Genomic DNA, 19278 nt, shown 5'->3' with positions numbered 1-19278 from the left:
CTTGCCGGAATCGAACAAATGTTCGACCATTTTGTCATGGTCGATCAGCGAGAGAACCAAGTACCTGTCCGGCTCGTCGGCTGCGAGGTCGTCGGTGCGGCCGCAGCTCCGCCGCCGGACCACGTCGGCGATCGAGTACGCGGTCATCCGAGTCGTAGGCCTCCTCAGCGGGCATCCAGAACGGAGTGTGACCGGAAGGAAGGCGGGTGCCATGAACGAGGCACAGACGACGCATGCGGCGCGAGCCACCGTGATCAACGGGGCCCACCGTTCGGAGGCAGCGGGGCTCGCGGAGCACACCGGGCCCGACGATCGCACCGACATCGTGGTCGGCGTCGACGATTCCGAGTCGAGTGTGGCCGCCCTGGTGTGGGCGATCCGCGAGGCTCGGATCCGAGGTAGCCGGGTACGGGCGCTGCACGCTTGGCGTCACGAACCGCTGGCCGAATTCGCCTTCGCGGACCCCGAGGACGCCATCCGAGCGAGTAACGAGCTGCTCGATCGGCAGATCGGTCTCGCGGTCGCACAGGCGGGCGACGATGTGGAGGTGAGCGCCCGTGGTGTCCCCGGCACGCCTGCGGCGGTACTACTCGCCGAGGTCGCCGAGGGCGAGTTGCTCGTGGTCGGTTCGCATCGGGGCGGATTCCTTCGACAGGTCGTTCTGGGCTCGTGCAGTGCGGCCTGCCTTCGGCATGCGCACACACCGGTCGTCGTGATTCCGCCGCCAGGTCGAGTGGCGGCCCAGCCCTCCGCCACTCCCGAGTGACATGTTCGCCGGGGCTGTCGGACCGGGTCGGGAGTGGACCCTGCTCCCTGCTCGATGGTCCCGGCCGGGCGTGGGGTCGCACCGACCATATGGCCGATTCGCGGCCGAGTCATGGCTGGTCAGCGCACCCTTTCTGGTGTTCAGCAGGGCCGAAAGGCCCTCCCGTACGAGTCGAGTGCCCGTGGTCGGACAGGCCGAGTCGGACGAGGGTGGAGTGATGGACGTCTGTGGGTCGTCGGCTCGCTGCTCGCCGATGCCGAGGAACCGAGCACGGGGGACCCGAGTTGAGACGACGGCCTGCCGATGAGGGGTCGTCACGGAAGGAGACGACGATGAGTGAAGACACCTCGAACCCTGCCGGTGGCAGGCCGATCGTGGTCGGAGTCGACGGATCGCCGTCCAGCGCCGCCGCGCTCGATTGGGTGGTTGCCCAGTCGGAGGCGCTGCGGCGACCGGTTCGCGCGGTCAGCGCCTGGCACTTCGTGCCCATGGCTGCGGGTCCGGCGACCGTCCTGGTCGACCCGGACAACCTCAGACAGGAGCACATCGACCGACTGCACGAGATGGTGGCGGAAGCCAAGCAGCAGGCGGTCGGCGAGATCGACATTCGGCAGGAGGTCATCGAGGGACCGCCCGCCACCGTCCTGCTCGATGCCTCTCGGGATGCCGCGGTACTGGTGCTGGGCAGTCACGGACACGGGCGGGCGTACTCCTCGATCGTCGGTTCGGTGAGTGCCGCCTGCATTCGACACGCACGGTGCCCGGTGATCGTCATCCCGCCCGGTGCCGCAGAGGAGATGGAGACGAACAGGTCGCGGCTGGTGAGCGAAACGGGCCCATGAGTTGATCGCACTGCCTGATCAGGACGACTCCTCGGACGGCAGGCGCGGTGCGAAGGTGGGCGACTCTCCTTCCGGGACGACGTCGCCGTCGACCAGGCGCGCGGCCACCACCGAACCGGCCTCGATAGGTCAGGGTCTTTCCGTCGTGCGGACACGGGTCTTTCGACCCTGTTCGGATGATCCAGTTCCGCCGCATCCTGATCACCGAGGGGAGATCGGGTCCGGGGACGGACCGCTCCACACGCCAAGGCTCGTAGCCGGTCGACATCCCAGGGGTGCTGCATCGGGGACGAGCTAGGAGGGGACGGGGAAGGATATGAGTGGAATCGAGGATTTCCGGGCCTCCCGCGAGGCTCGTCGCGAGGCCACACGTCCGGGCAGGCACTACGACCCGGCGGCTTACCTCGCCGAGCAGCGGATCCGGGAGAACATGATGCTCGAGTCGCTGGCGCGGGAGCGGGCGCGGCGCAAGGCGGCGGCCCAGCGGTCCGCTCAGCAGCAGCAGCCGACCGGTCGGGTGGCCGCGACGACGGACACCGCAGCCACGGCGAATCCGGAGCCGGAGCCCACTCACTCGGCGTCGGGTGCCGCCAGGACGCATGTCTCCCCGGACACTCGGCCTGCGAAGCGCCACTGGTATTCACCGCGTCGTTGGGGTCATGCCTGATTCAGCCGGATGCGAGAGACACCCTCGATCGGCCGGCTTCGCAAAGCGCGTTCTCCACCGACCCGAGTCCCATAGCGCACGAAGCGAGCCGGCCGACCGAGCTGGATTACCATGTTTCACCGCGTGGTTTTCCGAATTATCGATATCTGAATAGACACCTTGACGAGTGAATTGATGTGTTGTCAAGATTCGATTCCATCGCGCGACCTGCAGTTGTGACCACCGGCTCCCACGATGCGGAGTCGATGCTGGTGACCGACGAGACGGGCGGATAGCATCGATGAATGGCCTTGGGACGACCAACGCGCCGGTCGGGGCGGGCGGAAGTATCATTCGAGCGTGGCGACCGTCGAGAAAGCGCGATCTTGGACAGCCTCGCGGGATTGTTGACCACCGCACCATTGAAGTCGATCACTATCGGCGATATCGCCAAGGGCGCCGGAATTTCCCGACCTAGTCTCTATTTCTACTTCGACTCGAAAGCGCAGGTCTTCTGCGCTCTGTTGGCGCGTACCGGATATCACCGCACACCCGGGTTCCTGCTCTGCGCGGCAGACTCCGAGCAACCGGTCGCCGGTCAGGTGCAGTCGATAGTGCGTCAGACCTTTCGGACATGGCGGGAGAACACCGTCGTTCTGCGACGGGGGTTCGAAGCGGCCGACGACCTCGACGTCGCCCGACAGTGGCAGCGGACGGCGAGCGACCTCACCGGGCTGCTGGCGCAGTGGATCGCCCGCTGCCGGGCGACCGGCCTGCTGACGGTGACCGACGAGACGCCGCTCGAACTGGCCGAATCGCTCCTGTGGTTGATCGAGAAGAGCTGTTACCGACTCTTCAGCCGTGCCACGACCTTGAGCGAACAGAATCGGCGGGCAGTCGTCCTCGTCGAACTCGGTAGACGAATGCTCGGCGATGATCCGGTCCCGGCCGGTGCGGCGACCGGGGACACCGAGCGTCCGACCCGTTGACGCTCGGCTGCAGGCTGCAGGCCCGGGCGATCACCGGAACCAAGCACGAGAGCCCCTCGGTCGCGATCACCAGCCTTGGCTCAGTCGGCCAGGCTTTCCAGGATCTGCTGGCCGTACTTGGCGAGCTTGTTCTCGCCCACCCCGCTGACCGTGCCGAGCTCGGTCAGATCCGACGGTCGGCGCGCAGCGATCTCGCGCAGCGTGGCATCGTGGAAGATCACATAGGCGGGGACGCCCTGCTCCTTGGCGGTCGAGGCCCGCCAGGCTCGAAGCCGCTCGAAGACCGGGACGGCTTCGGCCGCTAGGTCGATGGTCGCCTTCTGCCCGCGCCCTGCCTTGGCGCTCTTGGCCGGTCGAGCCTGGCGCTCTGGTTCTCGCCGGAGTCGGACCTCCCGTTTCCTGGCCAGCACCGCTTCGCTGCCCTCGGTGAGTACCAGCACGTTGTAGTCGCCGGTGACACCCAACAGCCCCTGCGCGAGGAGCTGTCGGACCACGCCACTCCACTCGGAATCCCGCAGTTCGGTTCCGATCCCGAAGACGGTGAGTGAATCGTGGCGGTTCTGCTCGACCTTCGGCGTCCGCTTGCCCAACAGGATGTCGATGACGTGGCCCGCCCCGAACCGCTGATCACGTTCCCGATCCAGCCGGTACACGGCCGAGAGGATCTTCTGGGCGGGGATGGTGCCGTCCCAGGATTCCGGCGGCGTCAGGCAGGTGTCGCAGTTCCCGCAGGCGGTGCTCTGCTGCCCGAAGTACGCGAGCAGCCGCACGCGGCGGCACTCCACCGTCTCGCACAGCGCCAACATCGCATCGAGATGGGCGGCGAGTTTCCGCCGATGCGCGGCATCGCCTTCCGAGGAGTCGATCATGCTGCGTTGCTGCATGACGTCCTGCAGGCCGTAGGCCATCCAGGCCGTGGACGGCAGGCCGTCGCGCCCGGCTCGTCCGGTCTCCTGGTAGTAGCCCTCGACCGACTTCGGTAGATCGAGGTGCGCGACGAACCGGACGTCCGGCTTGTCGATCCCCATGCCGAAGGCGATGGTCGCGACCACGATCACGCCGTCCTCACGAAGGAACCGGGCCTGGTTCGCCGCACGGACGGCGGGGTCCAGCTTGGCGTGGTAGGGCACTGCGGCGAAGCCGTTGTCCACCAGGAACTGGGCGGTCTTCTCCACGGAGTTGCGCGAAAGGCAGTAGACGATCCCCGCATCGCCGGGATGCTCGGTGCGCAGCAGGTCGAGAAGCTGTTGCTGCGCGCGGTTCTTCAGCCCGATCCGGTACTGGATGTTCGGCCGGTCGAAGCTGGCGACGAAGTGCCTGGCGGCCGTGAGGTTCAGCCGCGTGGCGATCTCGGAGTGGGTGGCCTCCGTGGCCGTCGCGGTCAACGCGATTCGGGGCACGTCCGGCCAACGCTCGTGCAGCATGGACAGCTCGAGATAGTGCGGACGGAAATCGTGGCCCCACTGCGCCACGCAGTGCGCCTCGTCGATCGCGAACAACGAGATCGTGCCGCGATCGAGCAGCCGGAGGGTCGATTCGACGGTGAGGCGTTCCGGCGCGAGGTACAGCAGGTCCAGCTCGCCCGCCAGGAACGCGGCCTCGACCTCGCGACGCTGCTCGAAGTCCTGGCTGGAGTTGAGGAACCCCGCCCGCACCCCCAACGCGGTCAAGGCATCGACCTGGTCCTGCATCAACGCGATGAGCGGGGAGACCACGATCCCGACGCCCTCCCGAACCAGCGCCGGGATCTGATAGCACAGCGACTTGCCGCCGCCGGTCGGCATCAGCACGAGGGCATCGCCCCCGTTGACCACCGTCTCGATGATCGACTGCTGATCGCCTCGGAATGAGTCGTAGCCGAAGACCCGGCGCAGCACTCGGAGGGGTTCGCTCACCTCAGGATCGGTCGTCACCGGGGAAGCCATCGGACGAGTCTACGACCGCCGGACCTCGGCTCCGCGCCTGCCGTGCGGAGCCGAGCCCTGCCTACTGCGGAGTCGAAAGCCGCGCCATGGTGTCGTGTGGATGCCTCGCCCCGAGCTGATCATCCGATGCGGTTCCGCCGCGCCGCCCGGCCTATTGCCGCGAGCGGGGACGTCACCCGACGACGACGTCCAGGGTCACATCCACGTTGCCCTTCACCGCTGCGGAGTAGGGGCACAGGGCGTGTGCCTTGGCCATCAGGGACTCCGCCGTGGCCTGGTCGACTCCGGAGAGCTCGGCGTGCAGCGCCACGGTGAGTGCCATCCCCGTGTCGACCTTCTCCAACCCGACCTCGGCGGTGACCGCGGAATCGGTGACCGTGATCTTCTCCAATTGGGCCACGCGCTTGAGCGCGCTGTGGAAGCAGGCCGAGTAGCCGAGCGCGAACAGCTGCTCCGGGTTGGTCGCGCCGCCTGCGCCACCCAGTTCACGCGGCATGGCGAGGTCGAGCTGGACCTGACCGTCGATGGTGCGTACCTGACCCTCCCGCCCGTCGCCCGTGGAGACGGCAGCGGTGGAGTAGATCGCGCTCATAGCGGCTTCCTCTCTGTCGCTCGACCGCCCGGGGACGGTCGGTGAAGGTGACAGCCCGGTTCCGGGGGATCGGGGCCCCCGGAACCAGGTAGACGAACTAGTTCGTCTACCTGGCCGAGTCAACACGAGACCCGCATGTGGTGACAAGGTGATCGGGACTACATCCCGGCGACTGTGGTGCGCCCAGCCCGCCGAGGGAGACGGGGTCAACGAGCGGCGTCGATGATCGCGCTCAGCGCGTCGGTCAAGGCCTTCGAGGCGTCCTGTGGATTCCCGACGTAGCCGCTGACCATCGCCCCGTCCCGGAGCAGAATGAGCTGCTCGGCGACCGACCCGACGTCGGTGACACCGAGTTCGGCCAGGATCTCGCGGATCTCACTCGAGAACCAGCGCCGATGTTCCGCCACCGTCACGCGCACCGGATGGTCGGGATCGGCGAACTCGGCGGCGGCATTGATGAACGGGCAGCCTCGGAACCCGGGGGCGCAGCTCACCTCGCCCAGTGCGACCGTGTACGCCCGCAGCATCGCCATCGGATCATCAGCGAGCTCGCGCCGGATCCGGGTCAGCCCCTCGCGTTCGATGTCCGAACGCTGCTGGAGATACGCGACCACCAGGTCGTCCTTGGTCGGAAAATGTCGGTAGAAGGTCACCTTGCTGATGCCGACCTCGGCGATCAACTTGTCGGCGCTCACCGCCCGGATGCCGTCCCGGTAGAACAGCACGGTCGCCACGTCCAGGACCCGATCCCGAACCGGCCGGATCGCGGCGCTGCCCTCCCGTTTGCTCGGCGGCATCGTCTCCCGTACTCCCTCCGCACCCACAGCGCCCAGCAGTGCCCGAGAACCACCAGACGAACCGGTCACTCTACCGACCGAAGCCGCAGCCAGATGTCGGTGCGATCGTCCTGGACGGGTGAGGTGCCTGCTGCGCGGCTCGCGGCCCGACGAACTCGCGAGGTCGGTGCCAGCCGCTTCCTCGCCTGTCTGCTCGATGGTTGGCGATCCGATGGCCACGGGCTGGTAGTCCCGGGCATTTCGTCAGCGGGGGCGAAGACGACACCGAGTGCAAAAGGGATTGGGTTCCGCAACAGGGCGCGCATTCACAATTCTCACAATGTGAGAATTGCGAGAGCGCTATCCGCGTCGTGTGCTGAATCGCGTTCCAGGGGTACGGCGGTGGTTGATTCGATCCGGCTCGGTACTTGAAGGATCCGTTCGCTGTGGACAGGCATGAGTCCTGACACTCGAGTCCGGGGCGCTTCGCAGCCGGGCGCGGCAGCCGGCCAGAGCGCCCTTCGATCACCGCTGCGGTGCATGCAGGCGTCGGCGGCGAGGTCAACGAGCGACACGTCGTGCGGGATGTCCACCGGGGCGGCGAACTTTCGGACCCAAACCGGGGACCAAGTCACGGACGAAGATCAACGAAGATGCAGGAATCTAACGAAAAACCGCTGGTCAGCGGTGGTGCCCCCGGTCAGACTCGAACTGACACTGGACGGATTTTGAGTCGGCATCGGAGCGCGGCATAGGGCTTCTACCTGGGCATTCGCGTGCTGGAGTTGGGTGCGAGTGGCCTGTCAAGGCACCATTCGCACCCAGTTCGCACCCAAGCTCGCACCCAGCTTGCTCAGCCTGATCGGCGGTGCTGGCTACAGCTTCGAGCACACCGAGTAGCATCAAACGCACGTTGTGTTACCGCAGTCCGGGCATGGTGCTTGCGAACGTTTGGATGCAAGTTATGAACGATACTTTGAGGAAAATTTCAGGGAATTTTCACGACTATGCAGTAAGTAAAAAGTGGGAATGGTACAAGAGGGAGATTGCTGAGCTTCTTGCATCCGATGGGGGCGACCAAAGTAAGGGTGAACGAATCCTTGAAGCGTATAAGGATCGAATTATCGCACAGGGCTCTCAGGGAGCTGAGGTTGTCGCTCAGGTCGAAGAAGAACTATATCTGCTCCTTCGGTCGAGGTTGAAACTGAATAGCGCCAAAAAAAATGATTCATTGTACCAGGATGTTAGTTGGCCGATTGTTGAGAAAGACGGCCCTCCGGCCGTCATTCAAAACGCAGAATCTTCAGGAAACTCGCGTATACAAATGAGTGCTCGCGACTTCATCGTTAATGAGGTGGCGCGCCATGATGATCAAACTCGAAATGAGCCGAATCAACAGTACGCAGGTCGCGATATAAATAATTTTCGTATCCAATCGTGGTTTTCCGGTAGGAATCACCTGGAGCGTCAAGCCCGGAAATTGCGACATCGCCTAATCGATCGGCTTCTCCCAGTGGACATCCCGCGAAACATCGATCTATGGCTTCCGGAAGATCGGGAGATAAGTTACCCATTTCGGGCCAACTTTAGAATCGTCGGATCCCTATCGGGCACTGGTCCGCTCTCAGAGTGTCGAGAGTTCAAAGAATCTGTTCACCGATGTTTTCGCGAGTCAGGTGGCAGGATTTTGGTAACGGGAGAAGCAGGAACTGGAAAGACGAGAGTCCTAGCCGAATTGACCTCAAAGATGTTGAAGGATGCTCAGTGTGCAAACTCCAACCCTATCCCGTTCTATATGAATATAACCAGTTGGAGCCGCATGAAAGGCGGACTAGTTCCTTGGCTAGCGAAAGAGCTTTTCGACCTGTATGGAGTAAAAGATAACGTCATCCGACACTGGCTAGACGAGGGGGAGATTGCGTTGATCCTTGACGGGCTAGACGAATTGAATTATCGGGATCGAAAAGATTTTGTGCGTTCTTTCAATTCCTTTCGGCGCGATTACGGTACTATTCCTGTGGTAATCGCTTGTCGCGAACTTGAACACTCTCAACTACGAACTCGCCTTGATGTGGCTGGCAGACTTTCACTGACCAAGATGTTGTGGGAAGATGTCGAAAGCGTTCTTGCTCAAACTCAAAAGCATGATGGTCTACTTCAGCGGGCGCGTTACGATTCTAAGCTTCGAGACTTGTTGCGGACGCCTTTGTTTATGCGTTTTTCGATGTCCGCTTTCCTTGGGTTGGATCCATCAGAGATACATTCTAAGAACCGAAAGTGGGATTATTCAATCATACAATCTTACCTCGATCGCGCTGCAGAGCGCGCAGGTAGAAAAACCGCTCGAATTGACCTTGGTCTTCACTCATGGCTGCCCAGGATCGCGAATCAGATGCGGGCGGAGCGGGAAACTGTATTCTTCCCCGACCGCGTACACTATCGATTTGTTTCTGGAATTCACGCTCGCCGAATTCGATTCATGTCGATGTGTGCGGTCTTCGTAGGAGCCTTGTTTTTCTTCCTATTGTGTAGGATGCCGCTAGCGATATTCACGTTCAATACGCAGTCCGGTGACATTTATTTCATGATGGGAATAGTTGGCTCAACTGGGGTTGCATTTGGTTGCATGATATTGACGCGCGCCGTGATGACGAACCCGCCGGGAAGTATTGAACAGAGAACTAAGGGGCTAATGAAGAAAGCGTTCAGGCGCTGGTTTATTGGCTACATGAGCATTAGTGCGATCATGGCTATCATGAACCAAATCGGAGCAAATTCAGGAGTAGCTTATGTGGTTGCGATATTGGGAAATATTGTCGTCGCGGTATGGCCGGTTCTTGTTCTCATTGTCGGCTCTGCCCCTGGTGATCCGGCAGTAACGCCGAAATACCCAAACTATGAGCTAAAGAGCTTGCTGAAGGTTGCAGGACGTTGCTCTCTTTTGGTGTTCTCCATGGTATTTGGGACTCTTATGATGTTCCTAACGCCGATCTATGTGGCGCGGCCGGAAGAGCTTCCGTCGAACGCAGTCTCGACAGTGTTCTTTTTTGTTCCCCTTTTCGTTATTACGGCGTTCTTTATTAATGGTGGGGCTGATCTAATTGGTCGCCTGATTTCAAGGTGGTATTTGGGGATTATTGGGTTTTTGCCTAAGCCTTTCGGTCGCGGGATTAACTCGTTGCGGAAATCATCTGTTATTGTCCCGTCGGGTGGGGGATACGAATTTGTTCATTCATTGGTTCGCGACCATTTGGCCACGCTCGTTCGCAGTTGAGTGAGCGTGTCCGTGGTGTTGATCTAGCGCGAGGCATCTGAGTCACCGAGTGCGAATCCTTTTTCGGCGAGATCAACGAGGCTGTGGGGCGTGAGCACGTTGGGTTCGCCGAAAACGTGCGATGGTGCTGCTGCGCGATTGGCTTGAGAGGTGGTGCGCTGCGGAGCATCAAGTGGTCGAAATTTCTCCGACCTTTGGCACTGATGCCTCGGCTAGCCAAGGATTCCCTTTGGATAGATCTTGATTCAGCGACGATGTTCAAGTATCAAGATCTAATGCAGGTGTAAAGATTCTCATTTTTGTGCTGGGCCAGTTCTCTGAGCGGCAGTTATCTCTGGTTCACCGGATGCAATCACTGCGCGATCTGCTCATATCTTTGAGCTGTTTCGTGACGGCCCGAGGATAGATATTCTTCTCTTGTTATTTCTTCTTATGCCAACCGTCCGACAGAGCCGCATGAATAAGGTGGGCGTCAAGGTGCGTATTCCCGTCTGTCGAGCGGATGGGAACTGCGATATGCTTGCCGGAGATTTTGCCGTTTTTGTTTATCGAGCCTTTGACAATGAATGGAATCTTGGATGGATTTTGTGGAGGGATCAGTATGCAAAGAAGCTCACTCCCTTCTGTTTCGCAGACATCGATTCGCAAACCCGATATTCCTGGTATCGCATACCTTGAAATGGTATCCCGGTACTGATTAACGTCGACGGACCTGCTCGCGATTCCGGGAAACTTGACGATCTGGTCTCTCCCGAATTTATCTTTTGCTGTCTCTGCCCCAATAAGAATGACTCCCCCGTCTGTAGCATTTGCGAAGGCGGCGACGTCCGATGCTAGCTCAAGTTTCTGGCTGTCAATTCTGAGGTTATACCCCGAAGATTTGGCGTCGAGATACTGAGATTCGCAAAGGCCTATGAGTGCACTTGGGGCACTGATTGCCGATCGAAACACCCATAGTGGTGTACCTTGAGGGATGCGCTGCGTCGACAATGAAGAAACGAGAATTTGATGAATATTAGAAATCTGTTCGATTGTTATTTCTTTCTGGTGTTGCTAGATATAGGTACAGGGTGGAGCCGCTTGGGTCGATAAGTCCTATGTCTTCACTGAATAGGTAGTACTTTGTGATTGTAATGCCGTAGGGGAACAGGAAGGGTTCAGCTTCCTTCGCGAGCCGGTCAGCTGATGCACTCCAGGTTTGCTTGATGCTGAAATTAATCTCGACCTTTTGTTTTTTTGTATCTATCTCGAGTTCAATGGTATCAATCTGGAGGTCGCCGTCTTGCTTTAGCTTAGCTGACAGAACTAGGTGAGTATTGTTTGTTGCATCATTCAGCGAGCTTATTATTTGCTGTAGTGTCATTTCTCGAATGTCGCTGATGGGAATTTCGACTTTCTTATGGTGCCGTTTCGTCGTACTAGCGGGCTTCGGGGCGAATGAGCCGATTCTTGAATTCCATTCAATTTCCAATGTGTTCTACCTTCACTCATTGTGATTTTCGATTTTCGTTGGCATTGAATGGTGGGATGGGCTACCATCCCATCATGGATAGTGCCTCGAATCTTGGAACATGGGTCGTGCTCGGGGAAAGAGCTGTCTATTCCAATCGTTGGATCAGGTTGGGGCTTGCGGATGTCGAAGCTCCGAATGGAAAACGTTGGGAGCATCACGTTGTGCATCTTAGCCGAGTCGCGGTTGCTCTGATCACCAACGATCGTGACGAGGTGTTGATGCTGTGGCGGTACCGGTTCGCCACCGACGAGTGGGGCTATGAGCTGCCCGGCGGCATCATCGACGGTGATGACGAGTCGGCCGCGACGGCAGCTCGTGAGGCGGGGGAAGAGTGCGGGTGGCTTCCGACCGGAGAGCCGGAGCACTTGATCAGCTTCGAGCCCATCCCCGGCATGGTGACCTCGCAGATGGACGTCTATCACTGGCGCGGCGCCGAACGCATCGGCGAACCGACCGATACCGAGGAAGCCGGAACGGTTGAGTGGGTGTCGTTGAAGCGGGCTACCAAGCTTGCGAAGGAGCGGAAGTTGCTCGGTTCGGGGACGTTGGTGGCGTTGATGTACTTCTTGGCTTCACGCGCCGAGGATTGACGTTCCGGGGAGAGTGAGCCGCTTGAGTCGCCGCTTTTGTCGTTCGGAGGAGATCTGTGCGGCAAGGCGGCGGGCTTGTCCGGCGTAGCTCAGTGCGGCGTCCCGGTCGCCGGTTGCGCCGTGGGCGTGGGCTAGATCGACGAGCAGGCTCGCGCGGGCACGGCTGAATGTTGCGGGGTGTCCGTCAAGGGCGTCGGTCAGTTGGGTGATGGCGTCCGGCTCGCCGAGTCGAGCGATAGCACTACCGCGCCAGCGGGCCAGATGTGTCCCGCCGAGGAACACAAACGGCAACGCGGGGTCGCGCGGGTCGGCGGGCAGCAGCTCGTCGGCTTGGTCGAAGGCGCGTAGGGCATCGTCTCGGCGGCCATCGGCCGCGAGAACTTCGCCGAGGGTCGCGGCCAGCCATGCCCGCAAGAGTGGCGCTGTTGTTGTCCGTCCGAGTTCGACCGCTTCGGAGACCAAGCCGACCGCATCATGGGTTTGGTCGATTTCCACCAAGACCATGGCTTGTTCGGCCTGTGCGTGGGCGAGCAGCGACGGTGATCCGGCTTCGCGGGCTGCGGCTTTGGCGCGTTCGTAGTGTTGCCACGCCTGCTGTGTTGCTCTGCGATCCAGTGAGGTCCACCCGGCCAGGGTGCTGGCCTCGGTGAGTGTCGCGGCCAATGGCGCTCGTTGCGAACTGAGCAGGGCGTGGCTCAGAAGGTCTTCTATCTGGCCGATCTGGCTGCGGAGCTGATCGAGCAGCGCTACTGAGCCGAAGCGTTGATCCATGTGTCTGGCGTTGTCGACCTGCCTGCGGAACAGCTCCACGGTCTCGGGGTCGATTCGCTGCGCGACGATCAGTCGATCGGCCAGCTCGGTGGCCGCGTCGTCGATCTCTTCGACTGCGGCGGGGAAGCCGAGTTCTTCGTTGGTGCGTCCGTAGACATCGCGGAACAGCGCTTGGTAATAGGGCGCGGGTGTCTCGTGCCCGTTCTCCCACCGGGAGAGTTTCGTCTTGAGGCTGCGCCCGGTGGCGATGGCGGCATTCGTCGCGTCGGCGCGTGCCAATAGCAGGCGGATCACCGCGTCTTGGCTGTGTCCTAACTCTTGGCGTACCCGCGCCAACAAAGTTTTTGCCATCGCCGACCACCATAGCGATAACTCGGCGACCTGCGCACTTAACGGGGGTTATCGGTACCCCCGTTAACCGATGACAACTGTTGAGCGGCGGATTCTTGCCGTTTCTTGGTGACATGACCACAACGACCGACACCGCTCACCGGCTAGCGAGGGAACTCGCGTCCGCTGGTCTCGCCGAGAGCCTGGGCAAGGCGATCGTCCATCGTGTTCAGCCGCTCGGTGATCGCGGTCAGGCCGTCCTCGATTGCCGCAAGGCGTTCGTCCACGGTGGGCGGTCTACCTGCGTCGTTGATGTCCGGCGGGCGGGTCGCGGCCAGCACGGCGGCCAGGTGTTGCGGGTGCCATTCCAGGGCGACGGACAGGGCTTCGAGGGTGCGGGCGCTGCGCTTGCGGCGGGTGGTGTCGTACTGAAGTTCGCGAACGATCGCCTGCGATACCTGCGAACGCTCGGCTACTTCGCGTTGTTTGATGCCCAGCTCGTGAATGCGGTCATCGATCGCTCTTGCGACTGCCGCCCAGTCTTCCGCCACGTACTCCTCCGCGCTCCGCCTTGAGCGCCGAGATTAGCGCGGACTCGGAATTACGCAGGAACAGCAATAGCTCGCACGCCTATATCGGCTCACTATGCCGTCAATTGCGCCAATACTGGCGCATTGATCGCGCAATATTGGCCGGTGGTGTGTGCGCGGAAGGGCACAACTCATGTCGACACAGCGAAGTACTGACCGAGCGCCGTTGTTCTTCACGGTGCGGGAGGCCGCCGAGATCCTTCGAGTCGACCCGGCCACCGTGTATCGGGCGATCCGGGAAGACGCCTTCCCCTCGGTGCGGGTGCGCACCCGCTACGTCGTGCCGGTCGCGGCACTCGAAGAACTGATCAGCCAAGCGGCCGAGTCCGGCGGTTGCGTGGATGTCGCGGCCATCGCGACCCGACGACGACAGGAACGGGACGTGGCACGGGTGCTCGGCGGGGGTGCCCGATGAGTATCGGCCGCGAAGAACTCGCAGAGGTTGCCGCCGGACTGGACCGGTGGCGAGACACCCCGGATGACGTCTTGGCCGATGCGGTGTTGCGTGATGGCCGTTGCGTGTGGGTCTTCACCGAGGGAGACGCGCCCGCACCGAGCGGAGATGAGCCCGCGGATCGGGAGCTTGCCCGGCGGTTGTGCGAGGGCTGCACGGTGGCCGGTCCGTGCCTCGAACTGGAGATGCGGACCGCAGGCGAACGCACCACCGGAGTGTGGGGCGGACTCGCCGAGCACGACCGGCGCGCGCTGCTGCCGCTGTGGGTGGCTCGCCGGTCCGGTGCGGACGGACAGGAGCCAGGCCGATGAATGTCACCTTGTCATTGACCGTGATCTTCGTGGTCTGGGGCGGCTGGCTGCTCGTCCGCCGGGAGATGCCGTTGGTCTACGGGCTGCCGATCCTGCTCGCCGGGCTGTTCCTCGGCGGTACTTCGTGGGGCGTCGCGCTGATCGACATCACCACCGACGTGGTGAACGGTCTGATCGACGCGGTGTCGCAGGTGGTGAGCTGATCATGGCCACCACCGCGAAGAACGAGACAGCTCGGCAACAGGACGGTGCTACTACAGCGGGGCTGTTCGCGGTGGGTGGCGCGGTCGCGGTGCTCTCCTTCGACGGGCTGACGGGGTTCGCCGAACTCGCCGGATTTCGACAGTCGTTGCCGGTGCCCTTCCTCGCTGAGGGGGTGCCCTTGGCGTGGCTGTTGCCGGTCGCCCTGGACGCCTACGCCGTGGTGGCCACGCGGGTATGGCTGCGCTCGCCCGATGCGAGCGCGGCCACCCGCGCCACCGCCCGCCGACAGGCATACGGCGCGGTGGGCTTGTCGGTGGTGTTCAACGGCGTCTACCACGCCGTGGAAGCCCACCGTGATGGGAGCTGGTTGGCGGTGGGTGCGGCCATCGCGTTGTCGGTGGTGCTGCCCGTTCTGCTGGCGTCGGTCGCGCATCTCGCGGCCAGGGTGGCCGCCGATCGCACGGTCGTCGACACGCCTAGGGCGCCGGAGCAGTCGGCCGAATCGGCGGAGCCGGTCACCGAAAGCAGCGATGTGGAATCACCGGCCGATCTGAAGGAACGCATGGCTGCTCACTGGCTCGCCGAGCGAGAACAGGGCCGCGTGCTTTCCGGCGCCGAGCTTGATCGGCACTTCGGCACCCGCGAGTACGGCAGGCGCGTGGTTCGCGCGCTCAAGCGAGAGGAGACGAACCGATGAATACGCCGCGACAACGGAGCACTCTCGCCTCCGCTCGAAGCACCCTCCGCCGGGGCGGCCGGTGGCTGCGGAAGACCACCAGGCGGCGGACCGCTCGAACTCGGCAGGTGCGGTGTTCCTGCGGTGGCAGCTATCCGGCGGGACAGGCCGCGCGCCACTTCGCCACCCATCGCACGGAACATCGGAAGCAGGCAGCCCGGATACCGGTGCGCCGTACCCGCACTATCCGGCCCTCCCAGCGGCGGAAGACCGCCGGTCACCGAACCAACCGATCGGTGACCGGGGTCGCACAGATCGACGCTTGGGTGTCGGCAACCGAAGCGCTCACCGCGCTCGAACCCGCGAACGTCGCAGAATTCGAGCGAATCCTGACCGGTTTCCAACGCGCCGTGGTGCTCGGCGGAAACCATCTCGCCGATCTCGGCGAACGGTGGACGGCCGACCATCACATCGATCAGCGCATCACCATCCAATTCGCTGAAGCGGGAGACAGGTTCGCGGCAAGCAGTGAGTGTTTCCGCGATGCACAAGAAGCACTCAAGGTCGTCTACCGCGCCTACCTCGAACTGATCGAATCCGGCACGCCGATCCCGCGACCGGAGTTCTTCGCCGAAAGCTGATCCCGCTCATTCCTACTCACGTCTACTGGGCGTGTGGCGATGCCGCACGCCCAGATTCGGAGGCAACCGCCATGGTCACCGTGCAACAACGTCGAAAGTCGGAACCGCGAGAATCCCTATTCACTGTCCTGTGGCGACATCGACACCGACTCGCCCCGTTCTATACGGTCATCGCCGTATGGGCATTGGGAACCCTCGCGTTCGCCTGGCTCACCGTGGTCACCACGGTACTGATCTGCCTATTCCTGCTTGGAATTTCCGCGCTGTGGGTGGGTCAGGTGTTGGACCGGAAGATCGAGCGGGCCTATGCCCGTGTGGTCGTCTTCTCCGTTGCTACGTGGATAGTGGCGGCATCGGCGCTCGGTTCCAACCACCCGATCATGCTGCGGGCACTCGTAATAGGCGGACTGATCGGCGCTATCCCGTGGTGGCTGCACCGTCGCGTCCGCGCACAGGTCCGTGTCGAACGCACCATTGCGGCCTGGCCGCGCGTCGCCGAGACGGCCGGTCTCGCCCGGTCCCGACTGACCGGGGTGCTCGTCACCACTTGGGGATGGACCGGGCGGCTGCGCCTGGCCGCAGGCCAGACGGCGCGGGACGTCACCGGGAGACTTCGTACCGTCGAGAGCGCGTTGCAACTCCCGGTCGGGTCGGTCCGTGCCGAACCGTGGGCGGACCGGGCAGACATCGCGGTGATGCGGGTGATCGAAGCCGACCCCCATTCCGACCCGATCCATTGGGCGGGTAGCCCGGCGGCCTCGATCGCCGATGCGATGCCGGTCGGTCCCTACGACGACGGCGACGTCTGCCGAGTCCCGCTGTACGACCGACAGACCGGGACGCATCACGCACTGGTCGCGGGAACGAACGGGTCCGGCAAGTCCGGGCTGCTGAACCTGATGGCCTGCCATGCGGTCACCGCACCAGACGCGGTGCTGTGGGCGATCGACCTCAAGGGCGGAATCGAGCTGCGTCCGTGGTGGCCGGTGACAGACTGGCTGTCGACCACCGCGGATTCCGCCCGCACGATGCTGGCGGCATTGCGGGAGGTCATCGACATGCGCGGCCAACACGCCACCAAACGGGTATGGCAAGCCAGCCCAGAACAGCCGGTGATCGTGGTGCTGATCGATGAAGCCGCCGAACTCCCCGTGGAGTGCGTGCCCGATCTGGAATCGGTCGCCCGGCGCGGTCGGGCGCTCGGCGTCGCCCTGGTGCTCGCCACCCAGTACCCCACGGTCAACGCGGTCGGCTCGGCGCAGGTGCGCGCTCAACTCCGCACGCGGGTGGCATTCCGGTTCCTCAAAAGCGGAGAGGCTTCCACCGTGCTGCGGGACACCACCGGGACCGACCCGGCGGTGATCCGCAAGGACCGGCCCGGCTGCGGATACGTGGAAGCCGCCGGGGCCGAGCGTCCGGCGTTGGTCCGCTGCTACTGGGTGACAGACGATCTCGTGTCCGACATCGTCGAGACTTGGCGAGGTAGGCAACCGGCGCTCGATCCCGTCACCGCCGATGTCGTCTCGACGTTCTCGCTCGATACGGACGATGAGCCGGACACCACGCCGGCTTCTCGGGAAACCGAAGCGTCGACGGCCGAGCCAGCCGCACCATTGGCCGCGCTCGCCGAGCGCGGACCGGCTACCCGATCACCGGCCAAGAAACGACTCGACAACGAGCACGCCCGCAAGGCGCTCCGAGCGGCCTTGTCTGCCGCAGGCGAAGAGGGCACCACGGTGGAAGAACTCGGCGCGGTGTGTGACCGGCGCAAGACGTGGATCTATCGCGAGTTGGACGCGCTGGAGACCGAGCGTTTCGCTGAGCGCACCGGTCGACACGGCTACTACCGAGGGACACCGCGACTGCGGAACGAGCACACCGACTAAGCGCGGAAAAGCCGTGTTCCGGGGAAGTTCCGTGCCGTGCGCGGAACTTCCCCTACGCGCGCACGCGCGCGCCTGCGCGTTGGCTGGCTCGACATCGCACGCGGAACGAGCGCGGAACAGCGCAGCGCGGCCGGCCCGGGACGTGACCCCCAGACACCGGCCGCGCTGATGTTGCACGAGGAGATCGGCTGACGAATCCGACGCGGAAGAGCTATCCGTCAGCTCACAGGTTCCATGGCCTCACCTCCCTTCAAACCGCGCTTGTCAGGCCGGTCGGGTCAGTCGAACCGAGGGCGGCAGCCACAACCCGCTCGGCGTCCTGCGGGTGAGTTCCGGCGCACCGCGCTCACCGGGCGCGGGCAGGTTGAGCAGTTCGGCCGCTGCGGCCAGGAACGTGCCTTCGTAGCTCCACACCGTGCATTGGTCCGCGAACAGCCCTTGCCCCTCATCGCGGTCACGCACGCGACTGGCGGTCGCCTCGTCTTCGCCACGGATATGCAGCGAATCGACATGGCCCGGCCATCCATAGGTGGCGAGCACCGTGTACCTGACCTCGTGGTCACCCGGTGCAAGACAGAATCCGAAGCCACGGCGCAGCAAAGCAGCATAGGCACGATCGACGGAATTCATGGGTATCACCAACTACCTTCTGCGAAGAAATCTCCGAATGCGGCACCCCTGCCGCCATCGCCATTCGGCGAACACCAGCCAGAACCAGGCCGATGCAGTGGCCAGACGAACCGCAATGATGAGTTCCGCGATCACCGCACCTAACAAGAGCGACCACACGATGTCGTGCCAGTCCAATGACTGCGTCATCATGGCGGCGTCCGAGACCAGCGAACGGCGGAGATCGCCTGACACAGTGCTTCCTGAACTATTCGCGCGCTGCCACTGGTGATCGGACAGGCATCCGGTGGAAACCACCAGCGAACCGGACCGGACCCTGTGATGGTCGGAGGCACCGGAAAAACCGAATCCGGTTCCATCAGAAAGACACTGCGAAAACTTCGCAACTCCAGTCGCAATGCCTTGATCGGCTCGACAAGGAACAGGATCCGGCCCTCGGGATGAACGAGGGTCGGCGTCGGTGAATCGCGGAACACCGAGAACCGCGCTGCCGCCACGCCCAACTCGGCGGGTACCGAGATCACCGCGAAGCCGCGCCCTGCGGCCACCAGTACCGAGAACGGCGCCGCATTCCACCATCGCTCGATCTGCGCCTGCCGATCGGTCGCCTCGGTGTGCGGAACGATGGGAAGCAATCCGGGCACCCGTAGCCCGCTGTCCGGGCGGATGTACTTCGTGCCGTTCCATCGGGCACCCGGTATCACCGGCCATCCGTATGCGGCATACGCCACCGCAGCGCGCTTTAACGCGACGGCAACCGTCGGCTTTCGACGTCGTCGACCTCGGCGTGTCAACTCGGACCCCTTCCGTGGCGGGCACCCGCGTGCTCTCGGGTGTGGTGACAGCAGAAGAGGTGAAAGCTCAGGTGAAAA

21 protein-coding genes are annotated in these 19278 nt (G+C 62.8%); 12 read left to right on the top strand and 9 right to left on the bottom strand.

The window, feature by feature from the left end; all coding sequences use genetic code 11:
* The first annotated feature begins 211 nt into the window (after positions 1–211).
* The 4 genes from BKA25_RS17150 to BKA25_RS17135 all read left to right on the top strand — a co-directional run bounded on the left by BKA25_RS17150 (position 212) and on the right by BKA25_RS17135 (position 3243).
* Positions 212–766, top strand: a complete 555-nt coding sequence (locus BKA25_RS17150; RefSeq protein WP_172803764.1) for a universal stress protein — start codon at positions 212–214, stop codon at positions 764–766.
* 332 nt (positions 767–1098) lie between these two features.
* Positions 1099–1608: a universal stress protein gene (locus tag BKA25_RS17145; protein WP_069848358.1), complete on the top strand. Its 510-nt coding sequence runs from the start codon at positions 1099–1101 to the stop codon at positions 1606–1608.
* Between the two features lie 316 nt (positions 1609–1924).
* Positions 1925–2275, top strand: coding sequence for a hypothetical protein (locus BKA25_RS17140; protein WP_069848360.1), 351 nt, complete (start codon positions 1925–1927; stop codon positions 2273–2275).
* 284 nt (positions 2276–2559) lie between these two features.
* Positions 2560–3243 (top strand): TetR/AcrR family transcriptional regulator, encoded by a 684-nt coding sequence (locus BKA25_RS17135; RefSeq protein ID WP_084642834.1) that lies wholly within the window; start codon positions 2560–2562, stop codon positions 3241–3243.
* Between the two features lie 80 nt (positions 3244–3323).
* On the opposite strand, the gene recQ is transcribed toward BKA25_RS17135, so the two are convergent.
* From recQ to BKA25_RS17120, 3 genes are all read right to left on the bottom strand, one after another.
* Complete coding sequence (recQ, locus tag BKA25_RS17130; protein ID WP_069848364.1) at positions 3324–5168, bottom strand: DNA helicase RecQ; 1845 nt, start codon at positions 5166–5168, stop codon at positions 3324–3326.
* 172 nt (positions 5169–5340) lie between these two features.
* Positions 5341–5760 (bottom strand): organic hydroperoxide resistance protein, encoded by a 420-nt coding sequence (locus BKA25_RS17125; RefSeq protein WP_069848365.1) that lies wholly within the window; start codon positions 5758–5760, stop codon positions 5341–5343.
* A 206-nt stretch (positions 5761–5966) separates the two neighbouring features.
* Complete coding sequence (locus tag BKA25_RS17120) at positions 5967–6626, bottom strand: TetR/AcrR family transcriptional regulator (protein ID WP_216637813.1); 660 nt, start codon at positions 6624–6626, stop codon at positions 5967–5969.
* An 874-nt stretch (positions 6627–7500) separates the two neighbouring features.
* Here BKA25_RS17120 and BKA25_RS17115 point away from each other — a divergent pair.
* Complete coding sequence (locus tag BKA25_RS17115) at positions 7501–9810, top strand: NACHT domain-containing protein (protein ID WP_172803765.1); 2310 nt, start codon at positions 7501–7503, stop codon at positions 9808–9810.
* A 420-nt stretch (positions 9811–10230) separates the two neighbouring features.
* Here the strand turns inward: BKA25_RS17115 and BKA25_RS28675 are convergent, their stop codons facing one another.
* Positions 10231–10761, bottom strand: coding sequence for an AlbA family DNA-binding domain-containing protein (locus tag BKA25_RS28675; RefSeq protein WP_172803766.1), 531 nt, complete (start codon positions 10759–10761; stop codon positions 10231–10233).
* Positions 10762–10825: 64 nt separating this feature from the next.
* The gene (locus BKA25_RS17105; protein ID WP_157421021.1) at positions 10826–11173 is read right to left on the bottom strand and encodes a hypothetical protein; all 348 of its coding nucleotides are present in this window, start codon (positions 11171–11173) and stop codon (positions 10826–10828) included.
* A gap of 182 nt (positions 11174–11355) precedes the next feature.
* Between BKA25_RS17105 and BKA25_RS17100 the strand changes: the two genes are divergently transcribed.
* A complete protein-coding gene (locus BKA25_RS17100; protein ID WP_069853523.1) occupies positions 11356–11913 on the top strand; it encodes an NUDIX hydrolase in 558 nt (185 codons plus the stop codon).
* Here the strand turns inward: BKA25_RS17100 and BKA25_RS17095 are convergent.
* Complete coding sequence (locus tag BKA25_RS17095; RefSeq protein WP_069848367.1) at positions 11896–13035, bottom strand: NsdA family TPR-like regulatory protein; 1140 nt, start codon at positions 13033–13035, stop codon at positions 11896–11898. The genes BKA25_RS17100 and BKA25_RS17095 overlap by 18 nt on opposite strands.
* Before the next feature lie 143 nt (positions 13036–13178).
* Positions 13179–13565: an XRE family transcriptional regulator gene (locus BKA25_RS17090; RefSeq protein WP_069848369.1), complete on the bottom strand. Its 387-nt coding sequence runs from the start codon at positions 13563–13565 to the stop codon at positions 13179–13181.
* Positions 13566–13737: 172 nt separating this feature from the next.
* Between BKA25_RS17090 and BKA25_RS17085 the strand changes: the two genes are divergently transcribed.
* The 6 genes from BKA25_RS17085 to BKA25_RS17060 all read left to right on the top strand — a co-directional run bounded on the left by BKA25_RS17085 (position 13738) and on the right by BKA25_RS17060 (position 17776).
* Positions 13738–14019: a helix-turn-helix domain-containing protein gene (locus BKA25_RS17085; RefSeq protein WP_069848371.1), complete on the top strand. Its 282-nt coding sequence runs from the start codon at positions 13738–13740 to the stop codon at positions 14017–14019.
* Positions 14016–14369 carry a WhiB family transcriptional regulator gene (locus BKA25_RS17080; RefSeq protein WP_069848373.1) on the top strand — a complete coding sequence of 118 codons (354 nt, stop codon included), beginning with the start codon at positions 14016–14018 and terminating at the stop codon, positions 14367–14369. The genes BKA25_RS17085 and BKA25_RS17080 overlap by 4 nt, the downstream gene beginning before the upstream one ends.
* Positions 14366–14572, top strand: a complete 207-nt coding sequence (locus tag BKA25_RS17075) for a hypothetical protein (protein WP_069848375.1) — start codon at positions 14366–14368, stop codon at positions 14570–14572. Before BKA25_RS17080 ends, BKA25_RS17075 begins: the two co-directional genes overlap by 4 nt.
* Before the next feature lie 2 nt (positions 14573–14574).
* On the top strand, positions 14575–15270 hold the full coding sequence (locus BKA25_RS17070) for a DUF2637 domain-containing protein (RefSeq protein ID WP_069848377.1): 696 nt from the start codon (positions 14575–14577) through the stop codon (positions 15268–15270).
* Positions 15271–15575: 305 nt separating this feature from the next.
* Positions 15576–15890: a hypothetical protein gene (locus tag BKA25_RS17065; RefSeq protein ID WP_157421022.1), complete on the top strand. Its 315-nt coding sequence runs from the start codon at positions 15576–15578 to the stop codon at positions 15888–15890.
* A gap of 71 nt (positions 15891–15961) precedes the next feature.
* Positions 15962–17776, top strand: a complete 1815-nt coding sequence (locus BKA25_RS17060) for an FtsK/SpoIIIE domain-containing protein (protein WP_069848380.1) — start codon at positions 15962–15964, stop codon at positions 17774–17776.
* 264 nt (positions 17777–18040) lie between these two features.
* Here BKA25_RS17060 and BKA25_RS17055 read toward each other — a convergent pair whose 3' ends face one another.
* Both BKA25_RS17055 and BKA25_RS17050 read right to left on the bottom strand, forming a co-directional pair.
* Positions 18041–18406 carry a hypothetical protein gene (locus BKA25_RS17055; RefSeq protein WP_069848382.1) on the bottom strand — a complete coding sequence of 122 codons (366 nt, stop codon included), beginning with the start codon at positions 18404–18406 and terminating at the stop codon, positions 18041–18043.
* A gap of 188 nt (positions 18407–18594) precedes the next feature.
* Positions 18595–19137: a bifunctional DNA primase/polymerase gene (locus tag BKA25_RS17050; protein ID WP_069848385.1), complete on the bottom strand. Its 543-nt coding sequence runs from the start codon at positions 19135–19137 to the stop codon at positions 18595–18597.
* Between the last annotated feature and the right edge of the window lie 141 nt (positions 19138–19278).

The organism is Actinoalloteichus hymeniacidonis, from assembly GCF_014203365.1.
Classification (GTDB): domain Bacteria; phylum Actinomycetota; class Actinomycetes; order Mycobacteriales; family Pseudonocardiaceae; genus Actinoalloteichus_A; species Actinoalloteichus_A hymeniacidonis.
Note: the sequence above shows the minus strand (reverse complement) of the source record. Positions and strands in the feature narration are given on the sequence as shown.

Coding starts and splice junctions, on each gene's coding strand:
- BKA25_RS17150 (WP_172803764.1), top strand. CDS start 212: ATGAACGAGGCACAGACGACGCATGCGGCGCGAGCCACCGTGATCAAC.
- BKA25_RS17145 (WP_069848358.1), top strand. CDS start 1,099: ATGAGTGAAGACACCTCGAACCCTGCCGGTGGCAGGCCGATCGTGGTC.
- BKA25_RS17140 (WP_069848360.1), top strand. CDS start 1,925: ATGAGTGGAATCGAGGATTTCCGGGCCTCCCGCGAGGCTCGTCGCGAG.
- BKA25_RS17135 (WP_084642834.1), top strand. CDS start 2,560: ATGGCCTTGGGACGACCAACGCGCCGGTCGGGGCGGGCGGAAGTATCA.
- recQ (WP_069848364.1), bottom strand. CDS start 5,168: ATGGCTTCCCCGGTGACGACCGATCCTGAGGTGAGCGAACCCCTCCGA.
- BKA25_RS17125 (WP_069848365.1), bottom strand. CDS start 5,760: ATGAGCGCGATCTACTCCACCGCTGCCGTCTCCACGGGCGACGGGCGG.
- BKA25_RS17115 (WP_172803765.1), top strand. CDS start 7,501: ATGAACGATACTTTGAGGAAAATTTCAGGGAATTTTCACGACTATGCA.
- BKA25_RS17105 (WP_157421021.1), bottom strand. CDS start 11,173: ATGACACTACAGCAAATAATAAGCTCGCTGAATGATGCAACAAACAAT.
- BKA25_RS17100 (WP_069853523.1), top strand. CDS start 11,356: ATGGATAGTGCCTCGAATCTTGGAACATGGGTCGTGCTCGGGGAAAGA.
- BKA25_RS17095 (WP_069848367.1), bottom strand. CDS start 13,035: ATGGCAAAAACTTTGTTGGCGCGGGTACGCCAAGAGTTAGGACACAGC.
- BKA25_RS17085 (WP_069848371.1), top strand. CDS start 13,738: ATGTCGACACAGCGAAGTACTGACCGAGCGCCGTTGTTCTTCACGGTG.
- BKA25_RS17080 (WP_069848373.1), top strand. CDS start 14,016: ATGAGTATCGGCCGCGAAGAACTCGCAGAGGTTGCCGCCGGACTGGAC.
- BKA25_RS17075 (WP_069848375.1), top strand. CDS start 14,366: ATGAATGTCACCTTGTCATTGACCGTGATCTTCGTGGTCTGGGGCGGC.
- BKA25_RS17070 (WP_069848377.1), top strand. CDS start 14,575: ATGGCCACCACCGCGAAGAACGAGACAGCTCGGCAACAGGACGGTGCT.
- BKA25_RS17060 (WP_069848380.1), top strand. CDS start 15,962: ATGGTCACCGTGCAACAACGTCGAAAGTCGGAACCGCGAGAATCCCTA.
- BKA25_RS17055 (WP_069848382.1), bottom strand. CDS start 18,406: ATGAATTCCGTCGATCGTGCCTATGCTGCTTTGCTGCGCCGTGGCTTC.